This window comes from Salmonella sp. SJTUF15570, assembly GCF_043357055.1.
In the GTDB taxonomy this organism is placed as follows: domain Bacteria; phylum Pseudomonadota; class Gammaproteobacteria; order Enterobacterales; family Enterobacteriaceae; genus Salmonella; species Salmonella enterica.
The window spans coordinates 431,239-451,112 of the sequence record NZ_JBEUKJ010000004.1; the positions used below are offsets into that span (position 1 = coordinate 431,239).

At 53.3% G+C, this 19,874-nt stretch carries 15 protein-coding genes and 2 pseudogenes; 9 read left to right on the forward strand and 8 right to left on the reverse strand.

What is annotated here, in order from left to right; all coding sequences use genetic code 11:
• Positions 1-27 precede the first annotated feature (27 nt).
• Positions 28-1,899 carry a glutathione ABC transporter ATP-binding protein GsiA gene (gene gsiA / locus ABVN44_RS10835; RefSeq protein WP_001120598.1) on the reverse strand — a complete coding sequence of 624 codons (1,872 nt, stop codon included), beginning with the start codon at positions 1,897-1,899 and terminating at the stop codon, positions 28-30.
• Between the two features lie 10 nt (positions 1,900-1,909).
• Positions 1,910-2,851 carry a beta-aspartyl-peptidase gene (gene iaaA / locus ABVN44_RS10840; RefSeq protein WP_001030503.1) on the reverse strand — a complete coding sequence of 314 codons (942 nt, stop codon included), beginning with the start codon at positions 2,849-2,851 and terminating at the stop codon, positions 1,910-1,912.
• 203 nt (positions 2,852-3,054) lie between these two features.
• On the opposite strand from iaaA, the gene moeA reads away from it, so the two are divergent.
• The 4 genes from moeA to ABVN44_RS10860 all read left to right on the forward strand — a co-directional run bounded on the left by moeA (position 3,055) and on the right by ABVN44_RS10860 (position 8,654).
• The gene (moeA, locus tag ABVN44_RS10845; RefSeq protein ID WP_000395792.1) at positions 3,055-4,290 is read left to right on the forward strand and encodes a molybdopterin molybdotransferase MoeA; all 1,236 of its coding nucleotides are present in this window, start codon (positions 3,055-3,057) and stop codon (positions 4,288-4,290) included.
• Positions 4,290-5,039 (forward strand): molybdopterin-synthase adenylyltransferase MoeB, encoded by a 750-nt coding sequence (gene moeB / locus ABVN44_RS10850; protein WP_000829280.1) that lies wholly within the window; start codon positions 4,290-4,292, stop codon positions 5,037-5,039. The genes moeA and moeB overlap by 1 nt, the downstream gene beginning before the upstream one ends.
• Before the next feature lie 277 nt (positions 5,040-5,316).
• Entirely contained in the window at positions 5,317-6,216 is a 900-nt protein-coding gene (locus tag ABVN44_RS10855) for a glycyl-radical enzyme activating protein (RefSeq protein WP_000576947.1), read from the forward strand.
• Between the two features lie 5 nt (positions 6,217-6,221).
• The gene (locus tag ABVN44_RS10860; protein WP_023258304.1) at positions 6,222-8,654 is read left to right on the forward strand and encodes a glycyl radical protein; all 2,433 of its coding nucleotides are present in this window, start codon (positions 6,222-6,224) and stop codon (positions 8,652-8,654) included.
• A gap of 77 nt (positions 8,655-8,731) precedes the next feature.
• On the opposite strand, the gene ABVN44_RS10865 is transcribed toward ABVN44_RS10860, so the two are convergent.
• The gene (locus tag ABVN44_RS10865) at positions 8,732-9,541 is read right to left on the reverse strand and encodes a Cof-type HAD-IIB family hydrolase (protein ID WP_000217910.1); all 810 of its coding nucleotides are present in this window, start codon (positions 9,539-9,541) and stop codon (positions 8,732-8,734) included.
• Positions 9,542-9,802: 261 nt separating this feature from the next.
• Between ABVN44_RS10865 and ABVN44_RS10870 the strand changes: the two genes are divergently transcribed.
• Complete coding sequence (locus ABVN44_RS10870) at positions 9,803-11,068, forward strand: DUF1479 domain-containing protein (protein WP_001586229.1); 1,266 nt, start codon at positions 9,803-9,805, stop codon at positions 11,066-11,068.
• A 121-nt stretch (positions 11,069-11,189) separates the two neighbouring features.
• On the opposite strand, the pseudogene ABVN44_RS10875 reads toward ABVN44_RS10870, so the two are convergent.
• A pseudogene (locus ABVN44_RS10875) lies at positions 11,190-11,273 on the reverse strand (hypothetical protein); the annotation flags it as partial.
• Between ABVN44_RS10875 and ABVN44_RS10880 the strand changes: the two are divergent.
• Positions 11,264-11,992 (forward strand): annotated as a pseudogene (locus ABVN44_RS10880) (Cof-type HAD-IIB family hydrolase); the annotation flags it as partial. The pseudogenes ABVN44_RS10875 and ABVN44_RS10880 overlap by 10 nt on opposite strands.
• Before the next feature lie 28 nt (positions 11,993-12,020).
• Here the strand turns inward: ABVN44_RS10880 and ABVN44_RS10885 are convergent.
• Together ABVN44_RS10885 and ABVN44_RS10890 are read right to left on the reverse strand one after the other, a co-directional pair.
• Complete coding sequence (locus tag ABVN44_RS10885; protein ID WP_077910764.1) at positions 12,021-12,764, reverse strand: DUF4261 domain-containing protein; 744 nt, start codon at positions 12,762-12,764, stop codon at positions 12,021-12,023.
• A gap of 547 nt (positions 12,765-13,311) precedes the next feature.
• Positions 13,312-14,904: an ABC-F family ATPase gene (locus tag ABVN44_RS10890; protein WP_000961479.1), complete on the reverse strand. Its 1,593-nt coding sequence runs from the start codon at positions 14,902-14,904 to the stop codon at positions 13,312-13,314.
• A 218-nt stretch (positions 14,905-15,122) separates the two neighbouring features.
• Here ABVN44_RS10890 and ldtB point away from each other — a divergent pair, with 218 nt between their 5' ends.
• Complete coding sequence (ldtB, locus tag ABVN44_RS10895) at positions 15,123-16,043, forward strand: L,D-transpeptidase (RefSeq protein WP_001056404.1); 921 nt, start codon at positions 15,123-15,125, stop codon at positions 16,041-16,043.
• A 43-nt stretch (positions 16,044-16,086) separates the two neighbouring features.
• On the opposite strand, the gene ABVN44_RS10900 is transcribed toward ldtB, so the two are convergent.
• Positions 16,087-17,199, reverse strand: a complete 1,113-nt coding sequence (locus ABVN44_RS10900; RefSeq protein WP_001046525.1) for an anion transporter — start codon at positions 17,197-17,199, stop codon at positions 16,087-16,089.
• Positions 17,196-17,669: a manganese-binding transcriptional regulator MntR gene (gene mntR / locus ABVN44_RS10905; protein WP_000533542.1), complete on the reverse strand. Its 474-nt coding sequence runs from the start codon at positions 17,667-17,669 to the stop codon at positions 17,196-17,198. Before mntR ends, ABVN44_RS10900 begins: the two co-directional genes overlap by 4 nt.
• A 185-nt stretch (positions 17,670-17,854) precedes the next feature.
• Between mntR and mntS the strand changes: the two genes are divergently transcribed.
• Together mntS and ABVN44_RS10915 are read left to right on the forward strand one after the other, a co-directional pair.
• The gene (gene mntS / locus ABVN44_RS10910; protein WP_001001755.1) at positions 17,855-17,983 is read left to right on the forward strand and encodes a manganase accumulation protein MntS; all 129 of its coding nucleotides are present in this window, start codon (positions 17,855-17,857) and stop codon (positions 17,981-17,983) included.
• Between the two features lie 264 nt (positions 17,984-18,247).
• Positions 18,248-19,828 (forward strand): phosphoethanolamine transferase, encoded by a 1,581-nt coding sequence (locus tag ABVN44_RS10915; RefSeq protein WP_001089328.1) that lies wholly within the window; start codon positions 18,248-18,250, stop codon positions 19,826-19,828.
• Positions 19,829-19,874 lie beyond the last annotated feature (46 nt).

Genomic DNA, 19,874 nt, shown 5'->3' on the forward strand with positions numbered 1-19,874 from the left:
TCTCCTGAAACCCTGCCTGTCTGAATGTTATAAGCGCGAGAGCGCATTATCCTGCAGCGGCCGCGCAACATAATGTCCCGGCCCGACCAACTGTAATGAAACGGCGGGCGTCTCTTCGCCACGTTTATGAATATTGCTGGGTATATCATCTGATAGCAGAACGCGCCGCGGCCGGTGTCTGGAGGGATCGGCAACCGGCACCGCCGCCATCAATTTACGCGTATAAGGATGCTGCGGATTTTCAAAAACGGCGCGCCGCGGCCCCATCTCAACAATTTGACCAAGATACATCACCGCCACGCGATGGCTAATTCGCTCCACGACCGCCATATCATGCGAAATAAACAGGTAGGCGATCCCCATTTCCCGTTGTAAATCGAGCAGTAAATTAATGATCTGTCCGCGAACGGAAACATCCAGCGCGGAGACCGCCTCATCAGCAATAATCACTTTAGGATTCAATGCCAGCGCGCGAGCAATGCAGATGCGCTGACGTTGACCGCCGGAAAACTCGTGCGGATAACGCCAGGCATGTTCAGGACGTAATCCGACACGCTCAAGCAACCAGGCCACGCGCTTTGCCGCAGCGTCCCCCTGCCCCAGACCATGAATCCGTAAAGGTTCCATAATGGAATACCCCACGGTCTGGCGCGGGTCGAGCGAGGCGTAAGGGTCCTGGAAAATACACTGAATATCGCGGCGCAACGGCTGGAGTTTACCCGCAGACAGCGTGTCAATGCGCTGGCCGTTAAAGATAATCTCCCCCTGCCGGGATTCAACCAACCGCAGCAGCGCGCGTCCGGTCGTCGATTTTCCGCTACCGGACTCGCCCACCAGCGATAGCGTTTCGCCGGGCCAGAGATCGAAACTGATATTCTCAACGGCATGAACTTCACGCGTAACGCGGTTAAAGAGACCGCTACGCAGCGGGAATCGCGTCACCAGCCCCCGAACCTGGAGAATAGGCTCGCCTTCCACCACCGTGTCTTGCTCAATCTGCGATTCATAAAGGGCCGGTTCGTCAGCGGAAATCAACGGGAAACGGCGTGGCAGCGAGTGGCCGCGCATCGCGCCAAGCTGAGGGACGGCGGCCAGCAACGTTTGGGTATAAGGATGCGTCGGCGCGTGGAAAATCTGCTCTACGCTGCCGGTTTCCACGGCCTCGCCCTGATACATCACCAGCACGCGATCGGCGATATCCGCCACGACGCCCATGTCGTGGGTGATAAAAATCACGCCCATCGACATCTCTTGCTGCAACACTTTGATAAGTTGCAGAATTTGCGCCTGGATAGTGACATCCAGCGCCGTGGTGGGTTCATCGGCAATCAATACCGCCGGACGGCAGGATAGCGCCATCGCGATCATGACTCGCTGGCGCATCCCGCCGGAAAGCTGATGCGGATAACGCGATAAAATCGCCTGCGACTCCGGGATCCGTACCTGATCGAGCATACGTTTCGCTTCCGCCAGCGCCTCTTCGTGGCTGGCGCCCTGATGCAAACGAATAGATTCGGCAATTTGCTCGCCAACGGTAAATACCGGGTTGAGCGAGGTCATTGGCTCCTGGAAAATCATGGCGATATCCGCGCCGCGCACACGCCGCATCTGCGCGTCACTCTGCTCAGACAGCTCAATCACCTGGCGATTACGCCGACGCAACAGCATTTCGCCGCAGCGCACGTTCGCGCCCGACTGCTCAATCAGCCGCATTAACGCCAGCGCCGTCACCGATTTTCCCGAGCCCGACTCGCCGACAATCGCCAGAGTCTCTCCACGCTTCAGGCGTAATGACACATTACGCACGGCGTCTACCTGTTGCCCTTCGTGGTGAAACGCGATATTCAGGCCACTGACGGACAGAACATCTCGGCTATCCAGTTCATCGCTGTGCGGCACCTGCGGCTCCTTATTCCCGGTAAATTCCTGTGGTCGGCGTATCCCCGGCATATCCCCAGGCGCGATACATCCCTTCGCTGTTAAACGGCAACGCGACATTACCTTCGTGATCAACGGCGATTAATCCACCGCTGCCGCCCAGCGCCGGTAATTTTTCCATCACCACGCGCTCACAGGCGTCGGCAAGGCTGAGTCCGCCATATTCCATCAATGCGGCGATATCGTAAGCCGCAAGCGTGCGAATAAAGACCTCTCCCGTTCCGGTACAGGAAACGGCGACGCTGGCGTTGTTGGCATAACACCCGGCGCCGACCAGCGGGCTGTCGCCGACGCGCCCGGGCAATTTATTGGTCATCCCGCCGGTAGACGTTGCCGCCGCCAGATTGCCGAATTTATCCCGCGCCACTGCGCCGACTGTACCCATTTTTTTCGTTTCGTCCAGCGGCGCGCCGCTGTGATCGAGCGCCATTTCACCCGCCGCACGCGCCGCCAGCAATTGCTCGTAACGCGCCGGGGTGGAAAAGATATCCGGCGAAACGCGCGCCATCCCCTGTGAAAAGGCAAAGTTTTCCGCCCCTTCCCCCACCATGAGTACATGCGGGCTGCGCTCCATCACCAGTCTGGCGGCGAGCACAGGATGGCGAACATGACTCACGCCCGCGACGGCTCCGGCTTTCAGGGTATTGCCGTCCATCACGCAAGCATCCAGTTCATGAGTCCCGTCTCGGGTATAGACCGCGCCGATACCCGCATTGAAGAGCGGACACGCTTCCAGCAGGCGCACCGCTTCCGTCACTACATCAAGCGCGCTGTCACCCGCTTCCAGCATCTTTTGCCCGCTTTCGACAATCTCTGACAGCGCCTGGATATAGCGTAGCTCCTGCTCATGGCTCATTTGCGCGCGAGCAATCGCGCCTGCGCCGCCGTGAATCGCAATCACTGCTTTATTCATTTTTAGGGTCCATTAACGGTGGCACACAACTTTTACTATAACTATCAGAATTGTTGTGAGTTATTCATTCGATTTTTGAATATAGAAAGATGCGTAAGGTATGTAAAGGCGCAAGGCCGTCTCTAAGACCGAGGTAGCATACTGCCCGCCACTGTTTTCTGACATAATAGCCGGATTCGATTTTGCCTCGCAGGAGTATGTTCATGGAATTTTCCGCCGGATTGATGCCGCTTGAAACGGCGCTGACCCAGATGCTTTCACGTATTACCCCGCTCACCGCCGTAGAAACGTTGCCGCTGGTGAACTGCTTTGGCCGCATCCTGGCGACCGATATCGTTTCTCCCCTCGATGTCCCCGGCTTTGATAATTCAGCTATGGATGGTTATGCGGTACGCGTGGCGGATTTGTCCGCCGATAAGCCGCTGCCCGTCGCCGGCAAAGCATTTGCCGGTCAGCCCTACCAGGGAGAGTGGCCTGCGGGAACCTGCATTCGCATTATGACCGGCGCCCCGGTACCGGCAGGTTGCGAGGCGGTAGTCATGCAAGAGCAGACGGAACAAACCGATGACGGCGTGCGTTTTACCGCCGATGTTCGTTGCGGACAAAACATCCGCCGCCGCGGCGAGGATATTCGCCAGGATGCGGTGGTCTTTCCGGCCGGTACGCGCCTGACTACTGCCGAACTGCCGGTGCTGGCGTCGCTGGGAATTGCCGATGCGCAGGTTGTACGTAAAGTGCGCGTAGCGCTGTTCTCGACCGGCGACGAGCTCCAGCTTCCGGGCCAGCCGCTGGAGGCGGGACAAATTTATGACACTAACCGTCTAACTATACATTTGATGCTGCAACAGCTTGGCTGCGAAGTGATCAATTTAGGCATTATTCCTGACGATCCCGGTAAGCTTCGCGCCGCATTTATCGACGCCGACAGCCAGGCCGATGTAGTGATAAGCTCCGGCGGCGTCTCGGTTGGTGAAGCGGACTATACCAAAACCATCCTTGAGGAGCTGGGCGAAATCGCCTTCTGGAAGCTGGCTATCAAACCAGGCAAACCGTTTGCCTTCGGCAAACTCAGTAATAGCTGGTTCTGTGGCCTGCCGGGGAATCCAGTCTCTGCGGCGCTCACGTTTTATCAACTGGTTCAGCCTTTACTGGCGAAGCTTGGCGGCAACACGGCAAGCGCTGTACCGCCGCGCCAGCGTGTACGCACAACATCTCGCCTGAAGAAAACGCCGGGGCGTCTCGATTTCCAGCGCGGCATCCTGCAACGTAGCGCCAACGGCGAACTGGAGGTCACGACCACCGGACACCAGGGTTCACATATTTTTAGCTCGTTTAGTCTGGGCAACTGCTTTATTGTGCTGGAGCGTGAACGCGGAAATGTTGAGCCGGGAGAATGGGTGGAAGTCGAGCCGTTTAATGCTCTGTTCGGAGGCCTGTAATGGCGGAACTTAGCGACCAGGAGATGCTGCGCTATAACCGACAAATTATTCTGCGCGGCTTCGATTTTGAAGGGCAGGAAGCGTTAAAAGATGCGCGGGTATTAGTGGTCGGGCTGGGCGGACTCGGCTGCGCGGCAACGCAGTATCTGGCCGGCGCTGGCGTCGGGCAACTGACGCTACTCGATTTTGATACCGTTTCCGTTTCCAATCTCCAGCGTCAAACCTTGCACAGCGACGCCACGGTCGGGCAGCCAAAGGTAGAGTCCGCCCGCGACGCGCTGGCGCGAATCAACCCGCATATTACCATTACGCCCGTTAACGCGCGGCTGGACGACGACGCTATGACCAGCCTGATTGCCGGGCATTCGCTGGTACTGGACTGTACTGATAACGTTAGCGTACGTAATCAACTTAACGCCGGGTGCTATACCGCGAAAGTGCCGCTAATCTCCGGCGCGGCAATTCGTATGGAAGGACAAGTTACCGTCTTTACGTATCGGGAAAACGAACCCTGTTACCGCTGCCTGAGCCGTCTGTTTGGCGAAAACGCTCTGACCTGCGTAGAGGCAGGGGTGATGGCGCCACTGATTGGCGTGATCGGTTCGCTACAGGCAATGGAGGCCATTAAGCTGCTGGCGCATTACGGTCAGCCCGCTAGCGGAAAAATCGTCATGTACGATGCGATGACCTGTCAGTTCCGCGAAATGAAGTTAATGCGCAACCCCGGCTGTGAAGTCTGCGGACAGTAGCCACTTTACGGATAAACATACCGAAGCACGGTTTATGGCCGTGCTGTATCAACAGATAATTACTGTCATCAGACGCAAAGCCAGCTTACCCAAGCTCCGACTGACGATCGGCTCAAGCAGCGCGGCATCATCTTAAACGCCATACCACAACCTCAAACCGTGATGTTGTACCTCATTTAACGCCTCTTTGTCAGAACCTCTCCATTCGTTGACGCACATCAAGATAACTTTCATTCGAAAATAATTTAATCTTTATATGAAATAAGAGAGGCCGTTTATGATCTTCAATATTCAGCGCTATTCTACCCACGATGGCCCCGGTATCCGTACCGTAGTATTTCTCAAAGGCTGTTCGTTGGGCTGTCGCTGGTGCCAGAACCCGGAAAGCCGCGCCCGCGCTCAGGATCTGTTATACGACGCGCGGCTGTGTCTCGAAGGATGCGACCTGTGCGCGCAAGCCGCGCCGGACGTCATTGAGCGCGCGCTAAACGGCCTGCTCATCCATCGCGAGAAACTGACCGACGCCCATTTTTCCATCCTGGCGCATTGCTGCCCCACACAGGCGTTAACCGTGTGCGGCGAAATAAAAAGCGTGGATGAGATCATGGCGACGGTACTGCGCGATAAACCTTTTTACGATCGCAGCGGCGGCGGTCTTACGCTTTCCGGCGGCGAACCGTTTATGCAGCCGGAACTGGCGGCAGAGCTGTTTAAAGCCAGCCATGACGCCGGTATTCATACGGCGGTTGAGACCTGTCTGCATGTTCCATGGAAATACATTGCTCCCTCACTGCCTTATATCGATCTGTTTCTGGCTGATTTGAAACATGTCGCCGACGGGCCGTTTAAGCAGTGGACCGATGGCAGCGCCTCGCGGGTGCTGGAAAATCTCAGGAAACTCGCCGCCGCGGGCAAAAAAATGGTGATTCGCGTCCCGCTGATTCAGGGATTTAATGCCGATGAGGAGGCCATTAAAGCCATTACCGACTTTGCCGCCGACGAACTGCACGTCGGGGAAATTCATTTTCTGCCCTACCACACGCTGGGCATCAATAAATACCACTTACTCAGTCAACCCTATCATGCCCCGGATAAACCACTGGATGCGCCGGCGTTACTTGATTTTGCCCAGAAGTACGCCTGCCAAAAAGGTTTAACCGCGACCCTACGAGGATAATTATCATGACCCAACTGAAACTGGACACGCTCAGTGACCGCATTAAGGCGCACAAAACCGCGCTGGTACATATCGTGAAACCGCCGGTCTGTACCGAACGCGCGCAGCATTATACCGAAATGTACCAGCAGCATCTGGATAAACCGATTCCGGTACGCCGTGCGCTGGCGCTGGCCCATCACCTGGCGGAACGCACTATCTGGATAAAACACGATGAACTGATCGTCGGCAACCAGGCAAGTGAAGTCCGCGCCGCGCCGATTTTCCCGGAATATACCGTCTCGTGGATTGAAAAAGAGATCGACGACCTGGCAGACCGACCCGGCGCAGGTTTTTCCGTAAGTGAAGAAAACAAGCGTATTCTGCACGACGTCTGTCCGTGGTGGCGCGGTCAAACCGTCCAGGATCGCTGCTACGGCATGTTTACCGATGAACAAAAAGGGCTTCTGGCGACTGGCATTATCAAAGCCGAAGGCAATATGACCTCCGGTGACGCGCACCTGGCGGTGAACTTCCCGCTGCTGCTGGAAAAAGGGCTTGATGGCCTGCGCGATAAAGTCGCCGAGCGCCGCTCACGCATCAACCTGACCGTGCTGGAAGATCTGCATGGCGAGCAGTTCCTGAAGGCGATTGATATTGTGCTGGACGCGGTAAGCCAGCATATCACGCGCTTTGCCGCGCTGGCGCGCCAGATGGCGGGCGAAGAGTCCCGTGAAAGCCGTCGTAAAGAGCTACTTACCATCGCCGAAAACTGCGAGGTGATCGCCCACCAACCGCCGCAGACCTTCTGGCAAGCACTGCAATTGTGCTACTTCATCCAACTGATTCTACAAATTGAGTCTAACGGTCACTCAGTGTCATTTGGTCGTATGGACCAGTATCTTTACCCCTATTATCGTCGCGATGTCGAACTAAACCAGACGCTGGATCGTGAGCACGCCATTGAACTGCTGCACAGCTGCTGGCTGAAACTGCTGGAAGTAAACAAGATCCGCTCCGGTTCGCACTCTAAAGCCTCCGCGGGCAGCCCGCTGTATCAAAACGTCACCATTGGCGGTCAGAATCTCATCAACGGTCAGCCAGTGGACGCAGTGAATCCGCTGTCTTACGCCATTCTGGAGTCCTGCGGACGTTTGCGTTCTACCCAGCCCAACCTCAGTGTGCGTTATCACGCCGGAATGAGTAACGATTTCCTTGACGCCTGCGTCCAGGTCATCCGCTGCGGCTTTGGGATGCCGGCGTTTAACAATGATGAAATCGTCATCCCGGAATTTATCAAGTTGGGGATCGAACCACAGGACGCTTACGATTACGCGGCGATCGGCTGTATCGAAACCGCCGTCGGCGGGAAATGGGGTTATCGCTGCACCGGCATGAGCTTTATTAACTTCGCCCGCGTCATGCTGGCGGCGCTGGAAGGCGGTCGCGACGCCACCAGCGGCAAGGTATTTCTGCCGCAGGAAAAGGCGCTCTCCGCAGGCAACTTTAACAATTTTGACGAAGTGATGGCCGCCTGGGATACCCAAATTCGCTACTACACGCGCAAATCGATCGAAATTGAGTATGTGGTCGACACCATGCTGGAAGAGAACGTCCACGATATTCTCTGCTCAGCGCTGGTAGACGACTGTATTGAACGCGCGAAGAGTATCAAGCAAGGCGGCGCTAAATATGACTGGGTATCCGGTCTTCAGGTCGGTATCGCCAACCTGGGCAACAGCCTCGCCGCCGTGAAAAAACTGGTCTTCGAACAGGGCGTTATCGGTCAACAGCAGCTTGCCGCCGCGCTGGCCGATGACTTTGACGGGCTGACCCATGAGCAGCTGCGCCAGCGTCTGATTAACGGCGCGCCGAAGTACGGTAACGACGATGATACCGTCGATACGCTGCTGGCGCGCGCTTATCAGACCTATATTGATGAGCTGAAGCAATATCATAACCCGCGCTACGGTCGTGGCCCTGTCGGCGGCAACTATTACGCCGGTACGTCCTCTATCTCAGCAAACGTGCCATTTGGCGCCGCGACTATGGCAACCCCGGATGGCCGCAAAGCGCATACGCCGCTGGCGGAAGGCGCAAGCCCTGCATCAGGTACGGATCATCTCGGCCCGACGGCGGTGATTGGTTCCGTAGGCAAATTACCTACCGGTTCCATTCTCGGCGGCGTGCTGCTCAACCAGAAACTGAACCCAACGACGCTGGAAAACGAATCCGACAAACAGAAACTGATGGTTCTGCTACGGACGTTCTTTGAGGTGCATAAAGGCTGGCATATTCAGTACAACATCGTGTCACGCGAAACGCTGCTGGATGCGAAAAAACATCCGGACCAGTACCGCGATCTGGTCGTGCGTGTGGCAGGCTACTCCGCCTTCTTCACCGCGCTGTCGCCGGATGCGCAGGACGATATCATCGCCCGTACCGAACATATGCTGTAATTTACCCTGGCGCCATCGGCAATATGTCCGAACCGCCTGATGGCGCTACGTTTAACAGGCCTACGCAGGCCTGTTAATCAGAAGGGATCGGTGCCGTCAAGCACGGCCTGAATGACGTTGAGCGCGCCTTGATGGTTATTATCATCAGTGTGATAACGTGAAAGCGCTTTGATATTGTCTGCGGCATTGCCCATGGCAAAAGAGTAATGCGCCATTTTCAACATTTCCGCATCATTACCGCTGTCGCCAATGGCGACGACATTCTGTGGCGACCTGTTCCAGCGCTTTAACAGACGACTGATGCCATTCGCTTTATGCAGTCCCGGGATAATCAGGTCGATAAAACCGAAGCCGCTGGTGACGGGCTTCATGATGCCATCCAGAGATACATGCAGTTTGTCGATAACCAGCGGAATTTGTTCATCGGGCAAATTCAGGGAGAACTTAAACAGGATATCGTCAATGTCGTGATAATCGTTTACCGGCTGCAGGCGGTGATAATGTTTGGCCATCAGCGCCACGAAAGTCTCGGGAGCGTTTTTGCTGACATAAGCGCTTTTCAGACCGCAGGCGACGAAGTTAAGCTGCTTATCCTTCAGCAGTTCGCCAATCACAATCCGCGATTCATGCCGGGTTAGCTCCCCGTGAAACAACTGCTTGCCATGTTCATACACCAGCGCGCCATTTTCTGCGACAAAGGAAATTTCGTCTTTCAGCTCGGGGAAGAAGGAGATCAACTGGTAGTACTGATTACCGCTGGCGACCACAAATTCGATATTACGTTTTTTCAGTTCCTGGTATTGCGCCATGAAGCGTACACGATCGTACTGCTTGGCATCGTCGAGAAAAGTGCCGTCCATATCGGTAACGACAACGTTAACGGTCATACTTAAGCTCCTGGCTGTAACTGCGACCAGAAACATTTTAATAACAATGTGAGCAGAACCACAAATTTATTTCGAATGAAAAGTAGCTGAACGAAAGGAATAGCCGCATAAGACATTAAGGCGTCCTGGCCACCTTACGTTTTCCTCTCGCTTCCCTCTTTGTGCGCTCCTGCAATATTTTAAACTTGCATTAACCTTATTTTAACTTAAAGTATCATATGTAACTAATTTTACTTTCGAACGAAAGATGATGAGGTTGATATGACGACTCCTTTTACCCACGAAACGCTGCCCGCCGACCCAAAAGCGGCCATTCGCCAGATGAAGCAGGCGCTACGCGCGCAAATCGGCGACGTACAGGCGGTGTTCGACCGTTTGAGTGCCACCATAGCAGCCCGGGTGGCGGAAATTAACGATCTGAAAGCGCAGGGACAGCCGGTATGGCCAATTATCCCTTTTAGCGAACTGGCGATGGGCAACATTAGCGATGCCACCCGCGCCGAGGTTAAGCGCCGCGGGTGCGCGGTGATTAAAGGTCATTTTCCACGCGAACAGGCGCTGGCATGGGACCAGTCGATGCTCGACTATCTGGACAAGAACCATTTTGACGAGGTGTATAAAGGACCGGGGGATAATTTTTTCGGTACGCTGAGCGCCTCCCGGCCTGAAATCTATCCTGTCTACTGGTCGCAGGCGCAAATGCAGGCCCGCCAAAGTGAAGAGATGGCGCTGGCGCAGTCGTTCCTCAACCGTCTGTGGCAGGTAGAGCACGACGGCAAGCGATGGTTTAATCCGGATATCAGCATCATTTACCCGGATCGCATCCGTCGCCGCCCGCCGGGCACCACATCCAAAGGACTGGGAGCGCATACCGACTCCGGCGCGCTGGAACGCTGGCTGCTGCCAGCCTATCAGCAGGTATTCGCCAGCGTGTTTAACGGCAACGTCGAGCAGTACGATCCGTGGAATGCGGCGCACCGTACCGAAGTTGAAGAGTATACGGTGGATAACACCACCAAATGCTCGGTATTTCGCACCTTCCAGGGCTGGACCGCGCTCTCCGATATGCTGCCCGGTCAGGGGTTGCTTCATGTCGTCCCTATCCCGGAGGCGATGGCGTATATTCTGCTGCGCCCGCTGCTGGATGATGTCCCGGAAGATGAATTATGCGGCGTCGCGCCGGGCCGGGTGCTGCCGATTTCTGAACAGTGGCATCCTTTACTGATGGCGGCGTTAACCAGCATTCCGCCGCTGGAAGCCGGGGATTCCGTGTGGTGGCATTGCGATGTCATCCACTCCGTCGCCCCCGTCGAAAACCAGCAGGGCTGGGGCAATGTGATGTACATTCCTGCCGCGCCAATGTGTGAGAAAAACCTGGCCTATGCGCGTAAGGTGAAAGCGGCGCTGGAGACAGGCGCATCACCGGGCGATTTCCCGCGCGAGGACTATGAAACCACCTGGGAAGGGCGCTTCACGCTGCGCGATCTGAATATTCACGGTAAACGGGCATTAGGTATGGACGTTTGACGGTCGTACCGCCCTGCCCGCTCACCTGCGGTGTGCCCTTTTCCTGGGCGCACCCGTCTTACCGAACCTACGCGCCAGGATACGTAGGCCCGGTAAGCACAGCGCCACCGGGCGTCAGTGTTTAGCTTTCGATCCCTTTACTACGCAAATAATCGTCGTAGTTGCCGCTGAAGTCCACCACGCGCTCCAGCGTAATTTCAGGAACTGAAAAAGCGCGGCATTGAGTTCGTTGTCGCCAGCGGTAATCAGTATTACCAGCTTATTTCGTTCTTTCCTGAGCTAAAGGATGAGATCTCTTTTGTCGCGGAAAACGGCGCACTGGTTTACGAACATGGCAAGCAACTGTTCCACGGCGAACTGACCCGACATGAATCGCGGATTGTTATTGGCGAGGTGCTGAAAGATAAGCAACTTAATTTTGTCGCCTGCGGTCTGCAAAGTGCATATGTCAGCGAAAATGCGCCAGAAGCATTCGTTACCCTGATGGCAAAACACTACCATCGCCTGAAACCCGTAAAAGATTATCAGGAGATTGATGACGTACTGTTCAAGTATTCGCTCAACCTACCGGATGAACAAATCCCGTTAGTGATCGACAAACTACACGTTACGCTCGATGGCATTATGAAGCCCGTCACAAGTGGTTTTGGCTTTATCGTTCTGATTATTCCCGGCCTGCATAAAGTAAACGGTATTTCGCGGTTACTGAAACGCTGGGATCTGTCGCCACAAAATATGGTAGCGATTGGCGACAGTGGCAATGACGCAGAGATGCTTAAAATGGCGCGTTATTCCTTTGCGATGGACAATGCCGCAGAAAACATTAAACAAATCGCCCGTTACGCTACCGATAATAATAAGCATGAAGGCGCACTGAATGTGATTCAGGCGGTGCTGGAAAATAAAGTACCGTTTACACTTTAACGAGAGTCGGGGCAATTGCCCCGATTTCTCAATGAGCATTACACTCATCTTCTTCAATCAGTTCAACCACTAATGTGGTTCCAGGTCCCTGTAAGTAATATTCATCGTCAAGGGGATCGCGCAGTTTCATAAATGTCGTTTTACCGACTTGCATGGTATGCCCGGCAGCCATTTCTGCTCCACTTTCAAGCAGGTAACGCAGAACATTATTGAAAATATCAGAATATTTTTGCCCTTCGTGATGGCCTTGTGCGTGTGCTGCGAAATCTGGTAGCCCAAAGCAATCAGCACCATAGGTACGCATCCATACGCCTTCGATATCCTCAACTTCATATTTCACAAATCCACAAAATAGAGAGGTCAGCGGGAAACCTTCACGCAACATTTCCAGACTATGCTTACCCAACTCCTGAGACTTAAATACCCCCGCAGGTAATGAAGTGTGAGCCGATTCATTTAATACAGCGACAGCCCCCATGTTACTTAATGCACCTGCAACCACAGCCAACGCAACATATTGCTCTAAAGGTGAAGTATCATACCCCTTATAATATAAAATAATATTTGCACTGGTTGCCCGTACTTGCTCTTTTACTTCCTGGGGATAATGAGCTGGCGCGACACATTGTTCGATTGATTTCTGGGGGTAAGGCGTTTTAAATCCAACCATCGATATTACATGCTTACCCCATCCTGCTAAACCAAAAAAATCCAGTTCAGGGACAAGTTCACACGTTGCCTGTTTCATACTGGAATGATAATTACGCAACAAGCGGGTGAGTTCTTTTGAATTATTTTCCGGGAGAGTATCAAATACAACAACTAAACTTAGTGGGTTATCAATTTCAGCATTCGCTACTAAAACACCTTGTATATTAGATGAGTTTTTTTCTTTACGGCCAAAAAAGCGTTCCAAAATGCTCATATTTATTCCTTTTGTTGAACAATAAAGGAATATAAAATAGCACTTGAATTCTTATAAAGAAAATAACATTACAATATGTTTACCACAAAATATATTCGCAATTTTTATGATAGATCCTCTTCTTTCATTTAATTTTAAAATAGAATATTAAGAGCCTATCCCACCAGGCGTTATTGGCGCAGCCAGTTTGGACACGGACAGCGCGCAAAAACCGGAGCGTACACGTAGTACGTGAGGATTTTGAGCACTGCCCAGGTCCAAAATGGCAAGTAAAATAGCCCTAATGGGATAGGCTCTAAGAGTATATATAATTTTCACATTGCATTCGGAAAAAATAAAAATTACCTTGTTAACATTCTGTAACCCCGACGCTATCGGGGTTACAGACAATAACTTACTCGATCCCTTTACTACGCAAATAATCGTCGTAGTTGCCGCTGAAGTCCACCACGCGCTCCGGCGTAATTTCAATGACGCGGGTTGCCAGCGAGCTGACGAACTCACGGTCGTGCGAAACAAAGATCAGCGTGCCCTGATACAGCTCCAGCGCCATATTCAGCGATTCGATCGACTCCATATCCAGGTGGTTAGTCGGTTCGTCCATGATCAGGATATTCGGCTTTTGCATCATCAGTTTGCCGAACAGCATACGGCCCTTCTCGCCACCGGAGAGGACTTTCGCAGGCTTTTTGATATCATCCTGGCTAAATAGCAGGCGGCCCAGAATACTGCGCACTGCCTGCTCGTCGTCGCCTTCCTGCTTCCACTGACTCATCCATTCAAACACCGTCAGGTCATTTTCGAATTCATATTCGTGGTCCTGCGCGTAGTAACCAATACGCGCGTTTTCCGACCATTTAACGGTGCCGTGATCGGCGTCCAGATCGCCAACCAGCGTCTTCAGCAGCGTAGATTTACCCACGCCATTGGTGCCGAGTACCGCCAGCTTCTCGCCGACTTCGAGCAGCAAATTGACATTTTTAAACAGCGGACCGTTATCAAAACCTTTCGTCAGCGCCTCCACTTCCAGAGCGTTACGGAACAGTTTTTTATCCTGCTCAAAACGGATGAACGGGTTCTGACGGCTGGAGGCTTTCACCTCTTCCAGCTTGATTTTATCAATCTGCCGCGCGCGCGACGTTGCCTGACGCGATTTAGAGGCATTGGCGCTAAAACGGCTAACAAAAGATTGCAGCTCGGCAATTTGCGCTTTTTTCTTCGCATTATCGGCCAACAGACGTTCACGCGCCTGAGTCGCCGCCGTCATATACTCATCATAGTTACCCGGATAGACGCGCAAGTCGCCGTAATCCAGATCCGCCATATGCGTACAAACCATGTTCAGGAAGTGACGGTCGTGCGAAATGATGATCATCGTGCTATCGCGCTCGTTCAGCACCTGCTCCAGCCAACGGATAGTATCAATATCCAGGTTGTTGGTCGGTTCGTCGAGCAACAGGATGTCCGGATTAGAGAATAACGCCTGCGCCAGTAGCACACGCAATTTCCAGCCTGGCGCGACTTCACTCATCAGACCGTAATGCTGCTCCAGCGGGATGCCCACCCCCAACAGCAGTTCGCCCGCGCGCGCCTCAGCGGAATAACCGTCCATCTCGCCGTATTTTACTTCCAGATCGGCGACTTTATAGCCGTCTTCTTCGCTCATTTCCGGCAAGGCGTAGATACGGTCGCGCTCCTGCTTGACTTCCCACAGTTCGCCATGCCCCATAATGACAGTATCAAGTACGGTGAATGTTTCAAAAGCGAACTGGTCCTGACGCAGCTTACCGATGCGCTCATTCGGATCGAGGGAAACATTGCCCAGCGTCGGCTCCAGGTCGCCGCCGAGGATTTTCATAAAAGTGGACTTTCCGCTACCGTTGGCGCCAATCAGGCCGTAACGGTTGCCGCCGCCAAATTTGACGGAAATGTTTTCGAACAGCGGCTTACTGCCGAACTGCATGGTAACGTTGCTGGAAACTAACACAGGCTTATCCTGAAAAAAGATGTGACAAACCGCTTATTATGCCACAAGTCTGAAATAAGATCGCGCCCTGTACAAAGGGCTACACTGAACCGTAAGGGAAAAAAACGTGATTTCGTACACATCTGAATTCCCTGTTTACTGGAATGCACCTATAATGCGCTCCCAACATGACAGAATTCTCAACCTACTAGCCTGCTTGGCACAGAATCTCGCATAACATGAATATGAAATTAACAACGCTTTTCGCGGCGGCTTTCGCTGTAGTTGGTTTTTGTAAAACAGCCTCAGCAGTCACTTACCCGCTGCCTACCGATGGTAGCCGTTTAATTGGGCAAAATCAGGTCATCACCGTTCCGGAGGGCAATACCCAGCCGCTGGAGTATTTTGCCGCGGAGTACCAGATGGGGCTCTCCAACATGCTGGAAGCCAACCCTGGCGTGGATACCTTCCTGCCGAAGGGCGGTACCGTGCTGAATATTCCGCAGCAGCTGATCCTGCCGGATACCGTACACGAAGGCATTATCATCAATAGCGCGGAAATGCGCCTCTATTACTACCCGAAAGGCACAAACACCGTTATCGTCCTGCCGATTGGGATCGGTCAGTTAGGTAAAGACACGCCTATCAACTGGACGACCAAAGTTGAACGTAAAAAAGCCGGTCCGACCTGGACGCCTACGGCAAAAATGCACGCTGAATATCGCGCCGCCGGCGAGCCGCTGCCTGCCGTCGTACCTGCGGGCCCGGATAACCCGATGGGCCTGTACGCGCTGTACATCGGTCGCCTGTATGCTATTCACGGCACCAACGCCAACTTCGGCATCGGGCTTCGCGTGAGCCACGGCTGCGTGCGTCTGCGCAACGACGATATCAAATTCCTGTTTGAAAATGTGCCGGTCGGTACCCGCGTGCAGTTTATCGATGAACCGGTAAAAGCCACCACCGAGCCGGACGGTAGCCGTTACATTGAGGTGCATAACCCGCTGTCAACGACGGAAGCGCAGTTTGAAGGTAAGGAAGCGGTGCCGATCACGCTTAATAAGAGCATCCTGGCCGTTACCAACGAGCCTGACGTTGATCAGACCGTCGTACAACAGGCGGTTCAGGATCGTTCCGGGATGCCGGTTCGTCTGAACTGACAGACTCTGCCTGCGAAGCCCGATAGATACTATCGGGCTTCTCTTACGGCATCAGTTGCAATAATCCATATCCCACCAGCGCCGCCCATGCCAGCATCGGCAGCGAATAGAAATGAAATCGCCACCAGATTCGGCGATCGTTCGCCATCCGTAAAGCAATAAGATTTGCCAGCGACCCCGGCAGCAGACCAAACCCGCCGATATTCACCGCCCACGCCAGCAGCGTCGAGGCCGGTACATAGTTCAGCAGGAGAATGGTACTGGGCACATTACTGATAACCTGCGACAAGCCGATAGCGGTTAGCCAAAGTCCCAGGTGAGACAGTGCGCCAACCTGGTTGAAAACGCCCTGCAACGCCGGCAATTGCGTTAGTAGATGGACATCAATAAACATCGCCATAAATACCAACAGCAGCGTCCAGTCCACGCTGACTATCACCCTGCGCGCCAGCACAATAAACCCAGCCGCCACCAACACCAGTCCCCATAACTCTTGCCTGAGCTCCAGCGCGGTAAGAAAAACGACATATAATCCCAGGCAACTCCACACCAGACGGGGCTGCCACTGCGGCGAACGCGTACCGGTATGGTACTGTAACGCCCTACCCGGAAAACAAAACCAGCACAGGAGCAGTAACGTCAGCATCATCATGACGGCAAGCGGCGCCATTTGCCCGCTAAATTCAGCAAAGGTTAAGCCGGAGCGTCCCCACAACAGAATATTTTGCGGATTACCGACAGGCGTCAGCAGCGAACCGGCGTTCACCGCCAACGCTTCAAAAATAATCAATCGGTTGACCGGAATCGCGCACAGTTTTTTCAACGTTATCGTCAGCGGCACAACGATAAACAGCGCGACATCGTTTGTCAGAAAGGTCGACAGCACCGCCGCAGCCAGCACCAGGAACATCGCCAGTTGCCGCTCGGTATGAAATCGGCGCGTCATCTTGCGTCCCAGCACATCAAAATAGCCGCTCAGCTCAACGCCTTTAGTGAGCAACATTAACCCACTGAGGGTAATAATGGTGTGCCAGTCAATCGCGCCAGGCCAGGCGCGAGGCGCAAAAGGAACAAACAGGCTTAACGCCATCCCCACAATGATCAACAACTGAAAAAAACGGTCACGCCGCAGCGCCCGTAAAAAGGCCAGATTCATTCTGCAGATGTTCCATGCTGTTGCGTGAAGGCCAAAAAGGCATCCAATGTCTCCTGGCTGACATGGTGTTCCATCCCTTCCGCATCACGACGCGCGATCTCCGGACTTACGCCTAATACCAGTAAAAAATTTTCGACAATTTGGTGCCGCTCGCGGCTTTCCTGCGCCAGCTTCTCCCCTTCCGGCGTCAGAAAAACGCCGCGCCAGGGGATCATTTGAATAAATCCTAACGATGCCAGGCGCTTAAGCATTTTGGCCACAGTTGGCTGGGAGACGCCGAGCCGAGCCGCCATATCCACCTGACGCGCTTCCCCTACCTCAATAATTAAATCGGAAATCAGCTCAACGTAATCGTCTATCAACTCACGGCGATGCGCCTCTCTGACCTGACGAAATCCTTCAACGTGTTCTTCTACGTTCACCAATTGCGTCACTTTTTTTGTTGTTGGCGTACCTGCGCGACGACCCATTTTGCTTCCTCGTTTCTGTGACGCGTTAACGCGTCAGCTGACAGAGCGCTCATTGTAAACCAGAGTTGTCCGGGCACAAAAAATTAACGTTTTAGCAATAGCTATAAAACATAGCCTGTGCTATATCTGTATGTAATGCAGACATCCCTCACGGATCGATGGGATAGAAACATCAGGAGGTTTATATGAACGAATTTAAGAGGTGTATACGCGTGTTCAGTCACTCTCCCTTTAAAGTCCGGTTAATGCTGCTCTCTATGTTGTGCGATATGATCAACGGCAAACCGGAACAGGATAACCCTTCCACGAAATAAGGCGGCGGTGCGGTACGCCGCTTTATTTTGCATCCTCAACGGAAATGGCGCCCATTTCCCCTGTTTTTTTGTGGTTTTGCTATTCTCTTCGCAAAACATTTTCTTTCCGGCGGTTGACCTTCTTACCCGCACGCTCTATCTTCTGGCAGCCCTGAATATTTTGCGACTCGCCGTTGCGAACCCAATACCTTTTTTACGCATAATCAGGCAGGTAATGACCCTTCGCGCCAGGGTTAGCACATGGCGTTTTTGCAATAGTGGCATATGAATTCAACCCTTATCGATTCACTTCTCGCCCGTCGTCGGGCTGTAAGCCCGTGGGCGGGCCTCTACTTTTTACAGTCGCTGCTGATTAACCTCGCGCTCGGCTACCCCTTTAGCCTGCTTTATACCGCGGCGTTTACCTGCCTGTTGCTGCTGCTCTGGCGCTACCTGCCCCGCGGACAAAAAGCGCTGCTCGGCATCTGTTCGCTGGTAGCCGCTTGCTATTTTCCCTTTGGACAGGCTTACGGCGCGCCGAACTTTAATACGCTGCTGGCGCTGCACTCCACCAATATGGAAGAGTCGAGCGAAATCCTGACCATCTTCCCGTGGTATAGCTACCTGACCGGACTTTTTATTTTTGCGCTGGGTATTATTGCGCTTCGTCGCCGAAAAGAAGAGGTCAGGCCGCGCTGGAATAGCCTCGACAGCCTGTGCCTGCTGATTAGCGTCGCGGCATTTTTCGTCGCGCCGGTACAAAATCTGGCGTGGGGCGGCGTTTTTAAGGTTATTGATACCGGCTATCCGGTTTTTCGCTTCGCTAAAGACGTTATCGTCAATAACAACGAAGTCATTGAAGAGCAGCACCGTATGGCGCAGCTATCCGGCATAAAAGATAGCTGGACGGTTACTGCGGTGAAACCCAGATATCACATCTATGTCGTGGTGATTGGTGAAAGCGCGCGACGGGATGCCATGGGCGCTTTCGGCGGCCACTGGGATAATACCCCCTTCGCCAGCCATGTGAATGGCGACTTCTTTATGGATTACATCGCCGCCAGCGGCTCAACGCAAAAATCGCTCGGTTTAACGCTCAATCGCGTGGTGGATAACAAACCGCAGTATCAGGATAATTTCGTCACGCTGGCTAACCGCGCCGGTTTTCAGACATGGTGGTTTTCCAATCAGGGGCAAATCGGCGAATACGACACGGCCATCGCCAGTATCGCCAAACGCGCCGATGAAGCGCATTTCCTGAAAAACGGCGATTTTGAAGCGGATAAAAATACTCGCGACGACGCGCTGTTAACCATGACGGCGCAGGTATTGGCGACAGAACGCACGCAACCGCAGTTGATTGTGTTGCATTTAATGGGATCGCATCCCCAGGCCTGCGACCGTACTCAGGGAAAATACGCGACGTTTGTCCAGTCGAAAGAGACGTCTTGTTATTTATACACCATGACGCAAACCGACAATTTGCTCCGTCAGCTCTATACTCAGCTTCGTCATAGCGGCGACAGTTTTTCGCTCGTCTATTTCTCCGATCACGGGCTGGCGTTTAAAGAACGCGGCAAAGCGGTACAGTACCTGGCGCATGACGACAAATTCCAGCAAAACTTCCAGGTGCCGTTTATGGTGCTATCCAGCGACAGTAAAGCGCATCGGATCATTAAAGCTCGCCGTTCCGCGAACGATTTCCTGAGTTTTTTCTCGCAATGGACAGGAATTAGCGCTAAAGAGATCAAAAATCGCTATCGTTTTATTTCGGAGCAGAAAGCCGGGCCCGTTTATATCACCAATTTCAAATTACAGAAAGTGGACTATAACCATCTGGGCAGCGATATTTTTTCACTAAAATAATGCATGTTTCAGGCAAAAAAAATCCGCCCTGAAAGGCGGATTTTTC

Coding starts and splice junctions, on each gene's coding strand:
- ABVN44_RS10870 (WP_001586229.1), top strand. CDS start 9,803: ATGACGACTCCTTTTACCCACGAAACGCTGCCCGCCGACCCAAAAGCG.
- ABVN44_RS10865 (WP_000217910.1), bottom strand. CDS start 9,541: ATGACCGTTAACGTTGTCGTTACCGATATGGACGGCACTTTTCTCGAC.
- ABVN44_RS10855 (WP_000576947.1), top strand. CDS start 5,317: ATGATCTTCAATATTCAGCGCTATTCTACCCACGATGGCCCCGGTATC.
- ABVN44_RS10915 (WP_001089328.1), top strand. CDS start 18,248: ATGAATTCAACCCTTATCGATTCACTTCTCGCCCGTCGTCGGGCTGTA.
- mntS (WP_001001755.1), top strand. CDS start 17,855: ATGAACGAATTTAAGAGGTGTATACGCGTGTTCAGTCACTCTCCCTTT.
- moeB (WP_000829280.1), top strand. CDS start 4,290: ATGGCGGAACTTAGCGACCAGGAGATGCTGCGCTATAACCGACAAATT.
- ldtB (WP_001056404.1), top strand. CDS start 15,123: ATGAATATGAAATTAACAACGCTTTTCGCGGCGGCTTTCGCTGTAGTT.
- iaaA (WP_001030503.1), bottom strand. CDS start 2,851: ATGAATAAAGCAGTGATTGCGATTCACGGCGGCGCAGGCGCGATTGCT.
- ABVN44_RS10860 (WP_023258304.1), top strand. CDS start 6,222: ATGACCCAACTGAAACTGGACACGCTCAGTGACCGCATTAAGGCGCAC.
- moeA (WP_000395792.1), top strand. CDS start 3,055: ATGGAATTTTCCGCCGGATTGATGCCGCTTGAAACGGCGCTGACCCAG.
- ABVN44_RS10900 (WP_001046525.1), bottom strand. CDS start 17,199: ATGAATCTGGCCTTTTTACGGGCGCTGCGGCGTGACCGTTTTTTTCAG.
- mntR (WP_000533542.1), bottom strand. CDS start 17,669: ATGGGTCGTCGCGCAGGTACGCCAACAACAAAAAAAGTGACGCAATTG.